The sequence below is a fragment of the Arthrobacter methylotrophus genome, from assembly GCF_039539965.1.
Taxonomy (GTDB): Bacteria; Actinomycetota; Actinomycetes; order Actinomycetales; family Micrococcaceae; genus Arthrobacter; species Arthrobacter methylotrophus.
In genome coordinates this window covers 3,116,267-3,131,924 of the sequence record NZ_BAABED010000001.1, presented here as the reverse complement: position 1 = coordinate 3,131,924, position 15,658 = coordinate 3,116,267, and the positions used below count along the sequence as shown (strand labels likewise).

The 15,658-nt window shown below is 62.3% G+C and carries 13 protein-coding genes; 8 read left to right on the top strand and 5 right to left on the bottom strand.

Going from position 1 to position 15,658, the window contains the following annotated elements:
- Window positions 1-29: 29 nt before the first annotated feature.
- Entirely contained in the window at window positions 30-1,034 is a 1,005-nt protein-coding gene (locus ABD884_RS16400) for a dTDP-glucose 4,6-dehydratase (RefSeq protein WP_345048015.1), read from the top strand.
- 305 nt (window positions 1,035-1,339) lie between these two features.
- Window positions 1,340-1,960, top strand: a complete 621-nt coding sequence (locus ABD884_RS16395) for a hypothetical protein (RefSeq protein WP_345048011.1) — start codon at window positions 1,340-1,342, stop codon at window positions 1,958-1,960.
- A gap of 188 nt (window positions 1,961-2,148) precedes the next feature.
- Here the strand turns inward: ABD884_RS16395 and ABD884_RS16390 are convergent, their stop codons facing one another.
- Window positions 2,149-3,324, bottom strand: coding sequence for a chitinase (locus ABD884_RS16390; RefSeq protein WP_345048007.1), 1,176 nt, complete (start codon window positions 3,322-3,324; stop codon window positions 2,149-2,151).
- Between the two features lie 516 nt (window positions 3,325-3,840).
- Between ABD884_RS16390 and ABD884_RS16385 the strand changes: the two genes are divergently transcribed.
- Both ABD884_RS16385 and ABD884_RS16380 read left to right on the top strand, forming a co-directional pair.
- A complete protein-coding gene (locus tag ABD884_RS16385) occupies window positions 3,841-5,250 on the top strand; it encodes a polysaccharide deacetylase family protein (RefSeq protein ID WP_345048005.1) in 1,410 nt (469 codons plus the stop codon).
- On the top strand, window positions 5,247-6,620 hold the full coding sequence (locus ABD884_RS16380) for a glycosyltransferase family 2 protein (protein ID WP_345048001.1): 1,374 nt from the start codon (window positions 5,247-5,249) through the stop codon (window positions 6,618-6,620). The genes ABD884_RS16385 and ABD884_RS16380 overlap by 4 nt, the downstream gene beginning before the upstream one ends.
- 129 nt (window positions 6,621-6,749) lie before the next feature.
- On the opposite strand, the gene ABD884_RS16375 is transcribed toward ABD884_RS16380, so the two are convergent.
- Entirely contained in the window at window positions 6,750-7,826 is a 1,077-nt protein-coding gene (locus ABD884_RS16375; protein ID WP_345047998.1) for a hypothetical protein, read from the bottom strand.
- A gap of 431 nt (window positions 7,827-8,257) precedes the next feature.
- Here ABD884_RS16375 and ABD884_RS16370 point away from each other — a divergent pair, with 431 nt between their 5' ends.
- From ABD884_RS16370 to ABD884_RS16355, 4 genes are all read left to right on the top strand, one after another.
- Window positions 8,258-10,918 carry a LuxR C-terminal-related transcriptional regulator gene (locus ABD884_RS16370; RefSeq protein ID WP_345047994.1) on the top strand — a complete coding sequence of 887 codons (2,661 nt, stop codon included), beginning with the start codon at window positions 8,258-8,260 and terminating at the stop codon, window positions 10,916-10,918.
- Window positions 10,919-11,056: 138 nt separating this feature from the next.
- Window positions 11,057-12,391: a SufS family cysteine desulfurase gene (locus tag ABD884_RS16365; RefSeq protein ID WP_345047989.1), complete on the top strand. Its 1,335-nt coding sequence runs from the start codon at window positions 11,057-11,059 to the stop codon at window positions 12,389-12,391.
- Window positions 12,388-12,885: a Fe-S cluster assembly sulfur transfer protein SufU gene (gene sufU, locus ABD884_RS16360; protein ID WP_345047987.1), complete on the top strand. Its 498-nt coding sequence runs from the start codon at window positions 12,388-12,390 to the stop codon at window positions 12,883-12,885. The genes ABD884_RS16365 and sufU overlap by 4 nt, the downstream gene beginning before the upstream one ends.
- Before the next feature lie 77 nt (window positions 12,886-12,962).
- Window positions 12,963-13,091: a hypothetical protein gene (locus ABD884_RS16355; protein WP_345047982.1), complete on the top strand. Its 129-nt coding sequence runs from the start codon at window positions 12,963-12,965 to the stop codon at window positions 13,089-13,091.
- A 350-nt stretch (window positions 13,092-13,441) separates the two neighbouring features.
- Here the strand turns inward: ABD884_RS16355 and nhaA are convergent, their stop codons facing one another.
- From nhaA to ABD884_RS16340, 3 genes are all read right to left on the bottom strand, one after another.
- Window positions 13,442-14,746 carry a Na+/H+ antiporter NhaA gene (gene nhaA, locus ABD884_RS16350; protein ID WP_345047978.1) on the bottom strand — a complete coding sequence of 435 codons (1,305 nt, stop codon included), beginning with the start codon at window positions 14,744-14,746 and terminating at the stop codon, window positions 13,442-13,444.
- Between the two features lie 138 nt (window positions 14,747-14,884).
- Window positions 14,885-15,106, bottom strand: coding sequence for an SCO4848 family membrane protein (locus tag ABD884_RS16345; protein WP_345047973.1), 222 nt, complete (start codon window positions 15,104-15,106; stop codon window positions 14,885-14,887).
- 1 nt (window position 15,107) lies between these two features.
- Window positions 15,108-15,605 carry a DUF2505 domain-containing protein gene (locus tag ABD884_RS16340; RefSeq protein ID WP_345047969.1) on the bottom strand — a complete coding sequence of 166 codons (498 nt, stop codon included), beginning with the start codon at window positions 15,603-15,605 and terminating at the stop codon, window positions 15,108-15,110.
- Between the last annotated feature and the right edge of the window lie 53 nt (window positions 15,606-15,658).

The following is a 15,658-nucleotide window of genomic DNA, read 5'->3' as shown; positions in this document are numbered from 1 at the left end:
ATCCATCAGGTTTCGAGGAAGCAGGAGTAATGAAAACAGCAATTACCGGCGGTGCCGGATTCATAGGAAGCCATCTTGTTGAGCATCTGCTGGCGGCCGGAGACGAAGTCGCCGTCCTGGACAATTTGTCGACGGGACGCCTTGAGAATCTCAAAGGCGTCATCGGCCACCGGGAGTTCCACTTCGTCGAGGGCACCATCCTCGACCGGGACGCCGTGGACAAGGTGGTGGCGGGTGCCGATAGGGTCTTCCATTTGGCTGCCGCCGTAGGCGTGAACCTGATTGTTGACCACCCGCTGGAGAGCCTACGCACGAATATCCATGGCACCGAAGTGGTTCTGGACTCGGTGCTGGAGTCAGGAGCCTCGCTGTTGTTGGCATCCACCAGCGAGATCTATGGCAAAAACGCCTCGGACAGCCTCTCGGAGGAAGCAGACCGCATCTTGGGATCCGCGCTCAAGTCCAGGTGGACATATGCGGCGGCCAAGGGCATCGATGAAGCATTTGCTCATGCGTACTGGCGCCAGTTCGGACTCCCGGTTGCCATTGTGCGGCTCTTCAACACGGTGGGGCCGCGGCAGACAGGCCGCTACGGAATGGTTGTTCCGCGACTCGTGCGCCAAGCGCTCCTCGGTGAGCCTCTGACGGTGTACGGCGACGGCAAGCAGACCAGATGCTTCTCCTACGTCGGTGACATCGTTCCGGCCATCACTCGCATTTCCGAGGAACCACTCGCCTACGGGAATGCGTACAACCTCGGTGGCAGCTACGAGATATCCATCCTGACACTGGCCGAACGGATCGTTGAACTCCTCGGAAGTGACAGCCCCATTTCGCTGGTTCCCTATGAGCAGGCCTACTCGGAAGGGTACGAGGACATGCGGCGGCGCGTTCCGGACAACAGCAAGTCGTTCGGCCTTGTCGGCTTCGACCCGAAGACCACCCTGGATGAAATCATCCTCAACGTCGCGGCAGACTACAAACCGGTAAAAGTCCTGGATCCCGCGGGTTGGAAAATCACCATGGCTTCTTGATTCCCCCAGGGCTGACGGCGGTAGCTGGTCCAGAGGGAAACAGTGGGTGGCCGGTCTCCGGCGATGTGCGGGGATCGACCGCCCACGGCCACGTACACTGCGAACAAGCACCTCGTTAAGTCTCAAGGGAGTGAATGGTGAATACAGCGACGTCCACCGCCAAGCGTCGGAAACGCGTATCTGTTGGTGTCGCATTTTGTCTCGCCCTGCTCACGGCAGCGTGTACGGGGCCCGGGCCGGGGCCTGGACCGACTCCGAGCCAAGGAACCACGGCCGCAAGGCAATACCCATGGCACACCGGGATCGTGTCCACGACCTTTTGGGTCGGCGAGATCTTTGATCCCAACGCAGCAGACGGCAGCCAGGTCATGTCCACTTACGATTCCCAGTGGATGCGGAGTTATGGAGGCTGCGACGGCGTTAACACGAATGGCTGCCAAACCGAGGCGCGAACGCAAGCCAAGGGATATGCGCCGACCGCCATGACCCCCAAGGAGAACCCGTTCTATCTGGATCTTCCCTTTGACGACGTCAACGATGCCACTGCGTTCGCCGAACGGGCCAGCGTCATCCCCTGGGCCAACGACCCCGGATTCGCGGGCAACGCCCAAAACCGTTCATTCAGCTACATGAAGAACCAGTGGGTCAGAATCCGCAAGGACGGCCGTGAATGCTACGGACAGATCGAAGACGCCGGCCCCGGCCAGTACCACGACAAGGACTACGTCTTCGGCTCCAACGATGCCCGCCCAGTAAATAAGAATTTCAACGGCGCTGGCATGGATGTCTCGCCCGCCCTCAACGGATGTCTCGGTTTTTCCGAGCTTGATGGAGAGTCGGACAAGGTCGACTGGCAGTTCGTGGCACGCGACCAGGTTCCTGCCGGGCCGTGGTTGAGCATCGTCACGGTCAGCCAAGTGCAGTAGGCCCCCCAGTGCCTGGCCAGCCGATATCAGGTACAAGCAATCCCTCGAAAACTGGAGGTATCCATGCTGTGGTTCAAGAAGTTGTTTAGGCACGGCAGGGGCCGGCACCTTGCCCGTCCGGCCGAAGCCAAGAACCGGGACAGAACGGATCGTGCGGGCCTGGCATGATCCCGTCCTGGGTGGCGGGCTCAGGGCAGCTTGCCCTGGAATCCCGCACCCAACAGGTCCGAGAAGCGCTGCGTCCCTTGGTCGATGCCGCTGCAGACGTGGCTGGCCGGACCTTCTGGAGCGTTCTGCGGGCACTGCATGTCCCGATTCAAGGACCACATGGACACTCGTTCCACGCCGTTGCTGACGGCGAACGAGTTCAACCCGCGTGCTGCATCCAGGTCGAACACTTCGCCGGGGAGGTCGTTCAAGCCGATCATGGGGGTCAAGCCCATCTTCCGCCAGATCTGCTCGCTGCTGAGGTCCATGCCCGCTCGTTGATAGATGATGCTGAGTTGTTCGTGGGTGGCCTGCGCTGCTGAGGTTCCGGCATCGAGCATGGTCTGGGAGTCCCTCCGGCTCGAACCGTAGTTCATCGTCATGATGTTGACGCCGGACAACTGGACACCAGCGGCGAGCATCTGGTCGACGGCGGAGGTTCCGGCGTCGGTCAATCCTTGAGGGGTAACAGGGAGAGTCAACCACACAGAGAGGGCTTGTCCTTCCTTGCTTCGTTCCTTCTGGAGGGCCCCGACAGCTGCTGCACGGCGCTGCCACGCGGCGCTGTCCAGGAGATTGTCGCCTTCAATATCAAAGTCGATGGTTCCGGGGTTGTAACGCCGCAGGACGGCCCCGTAGGCGGTTTCCAGATCCGCCGCACTCTGGCAGGAGTTGGCAAGCTCACTGTTCACCGAGCCCCCGAAGGACACTGCGAACGCCCCGCCGTTTGACCGAAGCTTGGCGATCCGTTCCTCGAGGTTGAGCGAAGTCTTCGCAGCATCAAGGCTGTAAGTGCTGCCCCAACTGGGCGTGCAGGGCTGTCCAGCCAATGCCACGACAAACGCCAACGTGACATTCCTCGTGCCGTCTCCCGTTGGCGTCTCAAAAGGGTACTGCGGCACCACGGTGACATCAACGTATCCGGAAAACCAGGCTGGTTGGAGCGAGCCGTTTGCATCCGTCGTCACCCGCCACACGAGAAGACCTCCGATCCCTGCCACCACCAGGGCGACGGCGATCCACGCCCTGGCGCGGGTTGACAGCGGGCGGCGTCTGTCGGAGCGATGACCATTGGCTTCGGCGAACGGGCCACGGACGCCCCGTGCGTTGCCTCCTTCAGCCGCAACCGAGGCGTCACTTCCCTGTTTCTTGGACACGCTCCTCCGCCATCCCTAGACTCCGAATGTCCTGATGCACCATTTCACCACGAACAGACTTGATTCGCGCTGACTGCGCCCCGGGCCGTATTCCGCTTGCCTTGGTACGTAGCGCACGAGTAGTGGCGCGGTCCTGGGGGCCAATGCTGAGTGAAAGACGGGTAGAGCCTACTCGTGTCCGCCGAGGCTTGACTTCATACGCTGATGATGTCAGTTGGTTGAGGGCAACGGGGGAAAGACAGGTCTCACAATGGAAACGGACGCTCTGGTCCGAGCGGCATCTGGACGAAGCGGATTGATCCTGGGAGGCGCCTGGCTTGAGTTCGAGTCCGTCCTGGGGGCACTCCGTGCTGTTCCTCGCCAAATTCCATCGCCAATTGACAGTGTTGCCCCATGGCAGCACGCCCTCGCAGAGAGGGCCCCTGAACGGGGGCCGGTGGTGAATAAGCCTTTGAGACCGAGGCTTCCCCCAGTCGCCACCGGCCCCTTCAGGAATCTGCCGAACGAGGGTCTGCGATGAGTTCCGAAGGGAAGGACCGCCTATCCGGCCCGGTCCGCACTTCCCGGAAACGGGTGGGCCTCTGGGCGGTCTCATGGGTGTCGGTGCTGCTCCTGTTAACGGGTACTGCCCCGCTTCTCAATGGAAGCCGTGCTCCCGTAGATGGGGCCGGGAACGGTAGCCCCACGCCTTCCGCGCCGCTGTCGTCTGTCAGCCTGACGTTCGATGCCGGCAGGGCAAGCCAGATGGAAGCAGCCCGGATCTTGAAGGACCACGGCCTCCGCGGCACCTTTTTCATCGACTCGGGCTTTGTTGGTGCTCCTGGCTATATGACCATGGACAACCTACACAGCCTGGCGGCGGACCAGAATGAGATCGGTGGTCATACCGTCACGCTTGCCGATGTGACCTCGGTAGAGCCTGACGAAGCGTCACGGCAGATCTGCGACGATCGGGTGAACCTGACGGATTGGGGCTTTAAGGTCACGTCCTTCGCCTACCCGTTCGCGGCCTCATCGGCTCCCGCGGAAGGAATCGTCGCTGGATGCGGCTACAACAGCGCCCGGGGTCTCGGCGAAATCCACACACCCCTTGACTGTGCGGGCTGCGCTGCCGCAGAAAGCGTCCGGCCCGCCGACCTTTTCCGAACACGGGCAGCATCAGAGGTCGGCAGCGCTTGGACCTTGGCAAACCTTGAGGCGACGGTAGAGCAAGCGGAAAAGGCCGGAGGCTGGTTGCAGCTGACCTTCTACGACATTGACAACAGCGGCAGTCCCCGCTCCGTCAGCCCGGCCTTGTTCGAACAGTTCGCCACCTGGCTGGCAGCGACGACCGGAACAGGGACAATGGCCGTGCGCACGGTACATGATGTGATCGGTGGCGTGGCGCAACCTGTGGTGAACGGCCCGGTGCCTGCACCGGCGGCACCGGGCAAAAACGCCATTCGGAATCCGGGACTGGAAACCATCGGTAAGTATGGCTTGCCCCAATGCTGGCAGGTTTCGTCTTACGGCAAGAATGCCGCCGTGCTCAGCACCTTGACGCCGGGGCACAGCGGTGAGGTTGCCCGACGCCTGGACATGACGGAATATGCGTCCGGTGACGCGAAATTGCTTCCCGTCCTCGATCTTGGAGCATGTGCCCCGAGCGTGAGTGCCGGCCATAGCTATTCACTTCGTGCGTGGTATCAGTCCACCGCGAAGACCCAATTTGAAGTGTATTACCGGAACAAGCTCGGTACGTGGACCTACTGGACGGCCAGTCCTTGGTTTGCAGCAAACACCAGCTACGAACAAGCGATCTGGCAGACCCCGCCGGTTCCTACCGGCGCTGAGGCAGTCAGCTTTGGCTTGAACCTCTTCAGCGATGGCCAGCTTGCTACCGATGACTACGAGATGTACGACACAATTGGAGCTCCGTCGCCGTGATACTTCTTTCCATCGTTTTGGTTCTGGGGATCAGCACGATTTTCTGGTCTCTGGCCGGGCTCGTGCGCTTGGTGGGGGAGCGGTGGTGGCGCGTCCGGGAATTGTCCAGGCGGGCCAGCGGCTGGATCCATCTGCAGTTTGGCGGCAAGGCACCGATCCCACGACGGGCACGCCACCGCTCAAAAGGAGTGCGGATCTATCCTTCGAACGTCGCAGTCCTCGTGGCCGCCCACAATGAGGCCCTCGTCATCAAGGAAACAATCCTTGCCGCGTCAGCTTTGGTTCCCCGACGCAACATCCACGTCATATCGGACATGTCCACCGACGACACCGCCGCTATTGCGCGGGCAGCCGGGGTAAAGGTCCTTGAGCTCGAACCGAATCGCGGCAAGGCCGGTGCGCTCGCGGCAGGCATCGCCCATTTTGATCTGTGCAAGCGGTTCAAGGTGGTCATGCTCTTGGACGCCGACACCCGCCCGACTCCGGACTACCTCGAAACCGGCTTGCCGCTGTTTTCCGATCCCACGGTGGTCGCCGTCGCGGGACGTGCCAAGTCGATCATGAGCCCCCCACCCCCAACGGCCATGGGCCGCTTCCTGGTGGCTTACCGGGAGCGTTTGTACATCGTGGTTCAATTGCTGCTCAAATACGGCCAGGCATCCCGCGGGGCGAATGTTGTCTCCATCGTTCCCGGATTCGCCAGTATGTACAGAACCAGCGCGCTCGCAAAGATCGAGGTCTTGGCGCCCGGCTTGGTGATCGAAGACTTCAACATGACATTCGAAATCCACGCGAAGAAGCTGGGGCGAATTGCGTTCCATCCAGGGGCAGCTGTCGCCTATACGCAGGATCCGGACAATCTGAAGGACTACATCAAGCAGGTGCGCCGTTGGATCCTTGGCTTCTGGCAGACCGTCAGACGGCACGGCCTGCAATTCAGCAAGTTCTGGTTTGTCCTGGGCCTTTACATCGTTGAGCTCGTTGCAAGCTGCATCTTCTTTGTGCTGTTGGTGCCCGCGTTCCTCCTGTCGTCCGTCGCCGCCGTCGAGGTCTGGATCTTTGGGAATCGATCGGACGTCTTTGTCTTCCTCTCCGGCGTCCTGCGGCCGCAGGACGTCCTGATCGGAGTCTTCCTGCCGGACCTTGTCTTGACAGTGCTTGCCGCTGTTTCCATGCGCAGCCCGCGCTTCTTGTTGCTGGCTCCCTTGTTTCCGTTCATGCGGATCCTGGATGCCGTCATCTGCCTCCAAGTACTGCCTAAGGCATATTCGTCGCGCTCGTCGGGGGTTTGGGTCAGCCCGGTTCGGAGGGTTCAACGCACCCCTCAGGGGATCAACGTACCCGAACGGTCCGTCGTGAGGACCGGCTAGGGGTCCGTGTGTCCGGACAACCGGCCCCGGACACACGGACGCCCATGCCCGCAGCCTGTGATGGCCGGGACATGGGCGTCCGTGTAGCTCCCGGGAAATGACCCTTAGGTCAAAGGAACGCGCGTGGTTCTAGTTGGTCACTCCCGAAGTGGTGACAACAGTGAGCCACGGACCGGCCGGCACGCTGGCACGGTCAACGAAACGCCACGACACGTGGTCGTTGTCGCCATTCAACTCGGCGAAACCGAGGCAGCCGTTCAGTGCCGGGGAGACATCCATGCCGGCGCCTTGGCTCGGGTCGCCGGAGAATTGCTTGCTGACGGGACGGGCGTTGTTCGCCCCGAAGACGTAGGCGGAGTCGTGGTAGAGGGAACCGCTGGAGGGACCCGCGTCTTCAACCTGTCCGTAGCAGACGCCGCCGTTGGGGCCCGTGATCTGGACCCAAGCGTTCTTCATGTAGCTGTAGTTCGAGTCCGCGCAATGGTTGACGCCTGTCTTGGCGTTGTCTGCGGCGGCCCACGGGATCACTTTGCAACGCTCTGCAAAAGCGACGCTGTCATTGACATCGTCGTAGGGCAGATCCAGGTAGAACGGGTTTTGCAACGGCTTGGGCTGGTGCAACGGGAAGTACCCGTTGCTGGCGACCCGCTGTTCGGTGGCGCACTTGAAACTCGTGCCGGTTCCGGAACTCACGCCATCGCAACCACCGTAGGGGCTACCCGGGCAGCCACTCGCCCCGGCAGGGGTGGTTCCGAGGTTGACTCCGGTGTGCTGGAGGGCCCACTGGCCGTTGAAAGTGGAGCAGACTTGCGAACCATCCGAGAGGTTTGCATTGAAGATTTCGCCGACCCAGAAAGTGGTGCTCACGATGTTGGTGTGCAGCGGGTAGGTTCCCGTGGCCGGCGCGGGAGCGGGTGCCGCGACGGGCGTAGTGGGGGCTGCGGTGGCGGGTGCCGGTGCCGGTGCCGGTGCCGGCGTGGCCGCGGCGGGCGGGCTTGAGGGCGTCGCAACCGGAACCTTGCTCGAAGTCGGCGTCGGCGTCGAAGTGCGCGTGGAGGAGGGGGAAGCCGAGGGACTGGGGCGCGCTGACGTCCGGTCGCCTGCCTGGTAGGAGGACTTGTGTGACGACTGGACGGCGGAGATGGTAGCTAGCCCGCCGAAGGCCAGAAGCGCCACGGCTATGAGTGCGGTGAACAGGTGTTTCATATTTTGGGTGACATATCTGTTGGGGACATAGACATACGAGACCTAGGCAATGAAAAGCGCTATCTGCAGGCAAAAATGCCGCAGCGTCGTACACGGCCAAATGGTCGTGTGTACGACAGAGTCGTTACGGAAATCGGCTGCGCTTCAACTCCCCAGAAGTAGCCAGCCGGAACTTACTCTTGCGGGACCAGCATACACAGTGAGATCACAGGACGGTAACAGCGGCTATAAATCCGGGGCCGTGCCGTCGCCGCCGGGCCTCTCCCAGGCGCTCCGTGGAGCGCGGATGCCTGGTGCAAGTAGCCCCGGAAAACCAAGTAGTTACCACTCAATCCAGGATAGAAACCCGCAGGTAACGTTTGGAAAAGACACCGGTCCATGCCGCGGCCGTCAGGAACACGTGTCCGGCGGCCCAAAGATGAGACAGGACCATGGACGATACTGAAGGGACCCACACCTCGCCCCCGATCATTCGGGCAGCCGAGCTTCAAGAGATTGTTATTGCTTTGTCAGGGCCGGAACCAGCCGGGATAGTCATTTCAGGTCCGGGCGGCTCGGGCATGACCACCCTCTTGGACGCCGCCGCTTCGGTTCTGCGCGGGTCCTTCAGCGTGATCGCCCACAACGTCTCCGAGTCTTTCGCGGACATTCCTTGTGGAATCGCCATGGCACTGGTTCCGGACCTCCCAGCCAGGTCCAAGGTGTGGCCGGGTTCCATCGTGGCGGCTTGCCGCAAGGCAGTGCGGGGCGCCGCGACTCCGGGGACCTCGGCGTTGCTGGTTCTGGACAACATCGACTTCCTGGACGACATGTCGTTGTGGCTTCTGAACCAGCTGCTTATTGAACCGGACATCCGCATGATTGCCACCCACCGCTCAGACCGGCCCTTGCGGATGGAGCTGATGGAGTCCGTGGTTTCGCGGCAGCTGTCGGTCGTGACATTGGACGATCTCACGCAAGAGCAGCTTCGTGAATTCCTTGAAGACCGTCTCAGCGGACGCGTGGCGCTCAGTATGGTCCGTGACATCCATGCCCTGACGGGAGGAAACCTGCAGACCGCGAAGTTGCTTCTGGATGAAGCCGCCGCGCGTGGAGAGATCGTGGAGCAGGCTGATTCCTGGATGCTGTCCGGACCGATCCGCTTGGACGGTTCCCAGGCGTTCGAGCTGACGCGGCACCGCCTTGAGGGATATTCCGTGCCGCAGCGGCAGGTTGTCGACCTGCTGGCCGTGGGGGAGCCGATACCACTGGCCGTCCTTGAACAGCTGGTCCAGAAGCGTTCCGTCGATGCGCTTCGGGGCGACGGAACGATCCGTGTCCAGCTCAACAACCAGGAGGTAGCATCGCTCAGCCACGCAATCGAGGGCAGGCTGGCCCGGCAGCAGCTGGGACCTGCCAGGATCCTTGAACTTCGGAGGAACATATACCAGGCGTCCGAACCGGTTGCCGATGACTCCGTGTGGGCGTTGTTCCGCCGCGTGGACCTCGAACAGGCAAGCGGTTTGCCCGTGTCCGACGCGGATCTTCTGGCCGTGGCCATCGCCGCGAACGACATTCACGACAATCGAAGGGCCCGCCGGTCTGCGGAAGCGGTGCGGGCGCCGGAATTAGCACTGCTTGCAGGCGTGGAGCTGGCGCGGGCCCTTTATCAAACGAGAGATTTTTCCGGGGCTGTGACAGTCCTGAAAGGTTTGGTGGCAAACACCCAGGACGTCCTGACGGTGGACTTCGCCCACGCCGTATGGATGCTGCTGCACGCACTTCTGCCAACATCTCCCGGATCGAATGTGCTGCAGGCTGCGCTTCAGGACGCACGACGGCGGGTGGAGACTGCCGCCGTCGGGATCCAGCCGGGCGATCCGGCGTTTCTTGACCTATCGGTTGTCCGGGACGAGCTGGACGTTCTCCAGCTGTATCTCGATGCCCAGAACGGTAGCTGGCCGTCATCCGGCGGCGAGCTTTTCCAAAGGCTTTGCCACAGCCAATTGATCGACCCGGGACTGCGTTCGGAGCGCCATCCACCACCTCCCACCCAGGCCGGCGTGCTCCTGATGGCGCTCGTCTCCCAAGGGCTGGCTGTCAGCGGGCGGTTCGCCGACGCCGTCGCCCTTTCCACTCTGGCACTGGAAGCCCTGGGGCGGTTGCCCCGGTGCCCCGTGGACTTCCATTCCACTGTGTTGACCATCCACGGGTCGAATTTGATCTGGCGCGGTCAATGGGGCGGTTCCGAGATGTTCTGCGCCGGCAGTTCCAGCTACAGCAACCGGACGAGCTATTTCGGCGGGGCGGCCCACCTCTACAGGGCGCTTGTGCTTGCCAGGCAGGGCAGCCTGGAACTGGCTTGTGAGCAATTCCGCCAAGCCAGGGCCCGGCTGGACGAAGCTGACCCGGAGGGGCTTCTGCCACCGGCCCTTGGGGGACTTGCCGCAGCCGCGTGGTTGCTGGGCGATGTCGGCCAGGTGCGTCGCGCCCTCGCGGCCTACGATTCGCGCCGCAGCGGCGGGAACTATCTGGCCTCGCAGCTGGCCGAAAGCTATTCATCCGCAGCACGTTCAGTGCTGATCGGGGCAGAACATTCACACCGGAAGCTTCTTCAACTCGCGGGTTCCGCCGCCAAGAAAGGGCATCGGGCGCTCGAAATGTTGAACCTCGGCCTGGCCGCCCGTACCGGTAGCCGTGGCTACCGGCGCCCGGGAGCGGGGGTATCGGAGGTGGTGTGGAGCGTCGAGTCCGGCATGCCATCGGGACAGGAAACGGGGCAGGAAATGGGAACAGGACAGCCACGCACAGGTGAGCCTCAGCAAGAATGGGCGTTCGGGCAGGAAGAGGGGTTTGAACATGACGAAGCCCACCAGGAAAGTCCGGAGACCGGCTCCTCCGTTCTTCCCGGGATTGTCAAGCTCTCCCAGCGCGAACGCGAAGTGACTGCGTTGGTCGCTTCCGGGCTGAGCAGCGCGGAAGTGGCCGCGAGGTTAGGCATCGCCGTCAACACGGTCAACGCCCACCTCCAGCGGGTTTACGGCAAGCTCGGAGTGTCGCGCAGGCAGAAGCTCTCCGAGCTGTGGGACGAGTTGGCGAAGCCGGAGGAGTAGTGCCGTAGTACCGCGGATGGCGGCCGCGAAGCTAATTGGTGGGACAATTACTAGGTGACGCCGCCACATCTGGCGGTCAGCCGCTGGCGATTGCCACGTAGTCGTAACAACACGTATTCCTAACAAGGAGCTCCGGTTTTGACAATGGTTTCCACCCCCGCGTGGGGAGATGCCCAGGTTTCCGCACTCGATGACGACGAAGTCCGTCGCATCCGCAATGATTTCCCTGTCCTTGAGCAGGAAATCAACGGCAAGCCTTTGGTCTATCTGGATTCTGGTGCCACCTCCCAGAACCCTCGAAGCGTTTTGGAGGCCGAGCAGGAGTTCTATGAGCAGCGCAACTCCGCGGTGCATCGCGGCGCGCATTCTCTTGCCGTAGAAGCCACGGATGCCTTCGAAGACGCACGTGCCACCGTGGCACGTTTCGTGGGCGTGCAGGATGACGAGCTGGTCTGGACCGCCAATGCCACTGCCGGGTTGAACCTCCTGGCATATTCGTTCTCGAACGCCAGTGTGGGCCGGCCAGTCGCGGGCGCCGAGCGTTTTGCCTTGAAGCCGGGCGACGAAGTGCTCGTCACCGAAATGGAACACCACGCCAACTTGATCCCATGGCAGGAACTGTGCCGGCGGACCGGCGCCACCCTCACATTCATTCCCGTTGACGACGCCGGTGCGCTGCGGCTTGAGGAAGCAGCGCGCCTGGTGACCGCACGCACCAAAGTCCTGGCCTTCACTCACACCTCCAACGTGCTCGGCAACATCAACCCCGTAGGCTTGTTGGTAGGGATGGCCCGGGAAGTGGGCGCCTTGGTAGTCTTGGACGCCTGCCAGTCCGCGCCGCACCTGCCCTTGGACTTCAAGGCCTTGGACGTGGACTTCGCCGTATTTTCCGGCCATAAGATGCTGGGGCCTACGGGAATCGGGGCCGTCTATGGCCGTAGTGAACTGCTCAACGCCATGCCGCCGTTCCTGACCGGTGGTTCCATGATCACCACGGTGACCATGGAACAAGCCCGTTACCTGCCCGCACCCCAGCGCTTCGAGGCCGGCACGCAGCCGATTTCGCAGGCTGTGGCCCTCGCGGCCGCGGCGAACTACCTCAGCGAAACAGGAATGCACCGGATCGCCCTTCGTGAGGCCGAGCTTGGCCAAAGGCTCGTCGCGGGCCTCAGCGCCATCGATGGCGTGCGCGTTCTGGGCCCGGGTCCAGGGGAAGAACGGACCGGGCTTGCCGCATTCGACGTCGCCGGAGTGCACGCTCACGACGTCGGGCAGTACCTCGACAATCTGGGCATCGCTGTCCGGGTGGGTCACCATTGTGCCCAACCCCTGCACCGCAGATTGGGCCTGACCGCCTCCACGAGGGCCAGTACCTACCTCTACACCACGTCCGATGAAGTCGACTTCCTGGTGGATTCCGTTGCCAAGGTGAGGCCCTACTTCGGGGCAACGGCTTCGGGAGCCACAGCATGAGCGGCCTGGACTCCTTGTACCAACAGCTGATCCTGGAGCACTCCAAAGCCCGCAGCGGCGGAGACCTGGCTGATCTTCCTGCCGTTGAAACGGGCACGGCGGGCATGGGCCAGAGCCACCAGCTCAATCCGGTCTGCGGGGACGAAATCACCCTGCGGCTCAACGTCGGCACTGGCGGAGACGGACCGACGGTCACTGAAATCCATTGGGATGGTGATGGCTGTGCCATTTCCATGGCGTCCGCATCGATACTTAGTGAAATGGCCCCCGGAATGTCCGTGGCGTACCTCCGCCGGACGATCGATCACTTCCGCGAACTGATGCGTTCGCGTGGCAAGATGGACGCGGATGAGGAACTGCTCCAGGACGCTGCTGCCCTGGCAGGGGTGGCGAAGTACCCTGCCCGGGTAAAGTGCGCAATGCTCGCTTGGGTGGCTGCCGAGGACGCGCTCCGTCAAGCCGAGTCCGGCTACGAAGTGATCCGGGCTCTCTAATTCGGCGGCCCCCTGAGACGAGTAGCGTTTACTCTATTTAAACCCCGCCGCCGGATCTAGCCTTAAGCATGATTACCTTGGAGAGCAGGCGGGAATGGCGCCAGAGTCAGCATCGGGTGCGCCGGGCGGAATTTGCGATTGTGGGAATGCTGATTGCCCTTGTTGCAGTAACAATTCTTGCCGCTGTTGCTGGACTGATGCGCTGAAGGCGTGAAGCTGGAACCGAGCCATTAAAAAACGGCTGGGACAAAGAAAAGCTCGGACCCGGGAAAGCGGTCCGAGCTTCTTTGTACCGTTGGCTTAGTCATCGCATAGGTATTGCTGCGATGAGCACCGAAATCGACATGAGCCCGAGAATCGCCCAGACAAAGATTAGCGACCAATTCTTTGTCGGTGCTTTTCTGTGGCTCCCGTGCCACACCCGTTCCATACTATTCGCGTCCATATCAGCAAGGTATTCCTGCCGATACGGCCCAAACAGCGTGCCGACCACCCCAATTGCGCGTGGCCATTACTCCATGTGAATTGTCGGCTACTCGTATGAGTTACTAGTGCCTCAGGCACGCGTAAAAACGTCAGGTACTCCATCGCCGTCGTCGTCCCTTTGCTCCTCCGTCGCGACGCGGCGGTAGTGCCGGTTGCGGGACTTGAGCACGACGGCGGCAAGGAGCGCGGCGGCAAGGGAACCGGCGAGGATGGCCAGTTTCGCGTGGTCATCATGCGGGGAAGCGGGGCCGAAGCCCAGCTCGGCGATCAGGAGGGAAACCGTGAAGCCGACGCCGGCAAGCATGGCCAACCCTGCGACGTCGATCCACGCGAGGCCGTCGTCCAGGCGGGCGCGGGTGGTCTTGGTGATGAGGAACGTGGTGCCGAAGACTCCCATCGTTTTTCCTGCCACCAGTGCAAACACGATGCCCACGGCTACCGGATCGCCCAAGGCGGCGCCCAGCCCTTCCGTGCCGCCGATGGCCACCCCGGCGGAGAAGAAAGCGAAGACGGGTACGGCAAAGCCGGCAGACAAGGGACGCAGCCGGTGTTCGAAGCTTTCGGCGAGTCCCGCCGCGGGCTCGCCCTTCTTGCCTGACGCCGCGACGGGTACGGCGAAGCCGAGCAGGACGCCGGCCACGGTGGCGTGGATTCCCGAAGCATGGACTAAGGCCCAGGTGGCCGCGGCCAAGGGGAGCAACAAGTACCAGCTGCGGATGCGCTTCTGCACGAGGAAGGCAAAGAGGGCAAATGGCGCGGCGGCGGCCAGCAGCAAGAAGGGTTCGAGGCCGCTTGAGTAGAAGAAGGCGATGATGCCGATGGCAATAAGGTCATCGACCACGGCCAGTGTCAGCAGGAAGGTCCGCAACGCAGCAGGCAGATGCGTGTTGATGACAGCCAGGACGGCCAGGGCGAAGGCTATGTCCGTCGCCGTGGGGATGGCCCAACCCCTGAGCGTTTCCGCGCCTGATCCGAGGTTGAAGACGACGTAGATGAGCGCGGGAAGGGCCACTCCGCCCACTGCTGCCGCCACCGGGACGATCGCTTTTGCGGGTTTTCGCAACTCGCCGGCCACGAATTCGCGCTTCAGCTCCAGCCCGGCGATGAAGAAGAACAAGGCAAGGAGTCCGTCGGAGGCCCAGTGGCCCAAGGACAGTTCCAGGTGCCACGGAGCGTAGCCGATCTTCACATCGCGCAGCGCGAAGTAGCCTTCCGCGAGGGGAGAATTGGCCCAGACGAGGGCGGCCACCGTGGCGGCGAGCAAGAGCGCGCCGCCGACGGTTTCGGTGCGCAGGATCGCAAGAATCCGTTGGTACTCAGGGAAGGTGGAGCGGCTGAAAACCCTGGTGGCAGCGGGGTGCGGGCGATTCGCCATGGGATTCCTCGGGGAGTTTTGGGGTTCGACAATACCATTGCCGACCAGTCTTCCCGGCGCACCTGTGTTTCATTTTAGCGGAAGTTCCATTTTAGCCGAACGGCACCTACTCCGCCGGGGCCCCAACTGGGGGGGAGCTTAGGTGAGCAACCCCGCGATGCCGATGACCGCCGTCGCGAGTCCGAGCACCATGGAGATGGTGACCAGCACGACGTGGACCGTGAGGAACTTCGTGGCCTTTCCGTTGGCGTCGCGGGCACGGGAGTCTGCCATCACGCGGCGCAGGAACTGCGGCCACACGATCAGGGACCATGCCCCCGCGACGATCAGCACAATGTATAGGCCCGCTGCCAGCTTCACGCTAGTGGCTTTCGAGCCAGGCCTGGGCCTGCTGGGACTGGATGTTCAAGGCCTTGCCCACCATCGGCTCGGCCGCCTCGGCGATTTTGCCGCCGAGGAACGGAACCGACGACGTGACGGCACCGTCGAGCTCCACGCGGGTGTTGCCGCCGTCGGCCACCAAGCGCTGCACCGCGGTGACATCAAGCGGGGCGCCGGAGATCTTCAGGGAGATGTTGCTGGTCCGGGAGCCATCGGCCGTCGGGGCATCCCACTTCTCGGTCTGGGTGACAGTGAGCTTCTCGCCCACGAACTTGCGGGCGATCTCCGGGAGGCGCGTAGTGGGCAGAGTGCGGACCGTGACGGTGTTGAAAGCGCCGGAGGTATCGCCGTCGATCTGGAATGATTCCAAAGTGCCGCCGACATACTCGCTCGTGTGGCGCAGGAAGTCTTCGTCAATGAAAGTAGCCGCTACGCGGTCGACGTCGTAGGGCAGGGTGGTGGATGCGTTCAGGGCCATGGGTCCTCCGTGAATATCTCGGTTGAAAGCTCTTGCGGCTCCCAAACATCCTA

Coding starts and splice junctions, on each gene's coding strand:
- ABD884_RS16400 (WP_345048015.1), top strand. CDS start 30: ATGAAAACAGCAATTACCGGCGGTGCCGGATTCATAGGAAGCCATCTT.
- ABD884_RS16340 (WP_345047969.1), bottom strand. CDS start 15,605: ATGGCCCTGAACGCATCCACCACCCTGCCCTACGACGTCGACCGCGTA.
- ABD884_RS16385 (WP_345048005.1), top strand. CDS start 3,841: ATGAGTTCCGAAGGGAAGGACCGCCTATCCGGCCCGGTCCGCACTTCC.
- ABD884_RS16370 (WP_345047994.1), top strand. CDS start 8,258: ATGGACGATACTGAAGGGACCCACACCTCGCCCCCGATCATTCGGGCA.
- nhaA (WP_345047978.1), bottom strand. CDS start 14,746: ATGGCGAATCGCCCGCACCCCGCTGCCACCAGGGTTTTCAGCCGCTCC.
- ABD884_RS16375 (WP_345047998.1), bottom strand. CDS start 7,826: ATGAAACACCTGTTCACCGCACTCATAGCCGTGGCGCTTCTGGCCTTC.
- sufU (WP_345047987.1), top strand. CDS start 12,388: ATGAGCGGCCTGGACTCCTTGTACCAACAGCTGATCCTGGAGCACTCC.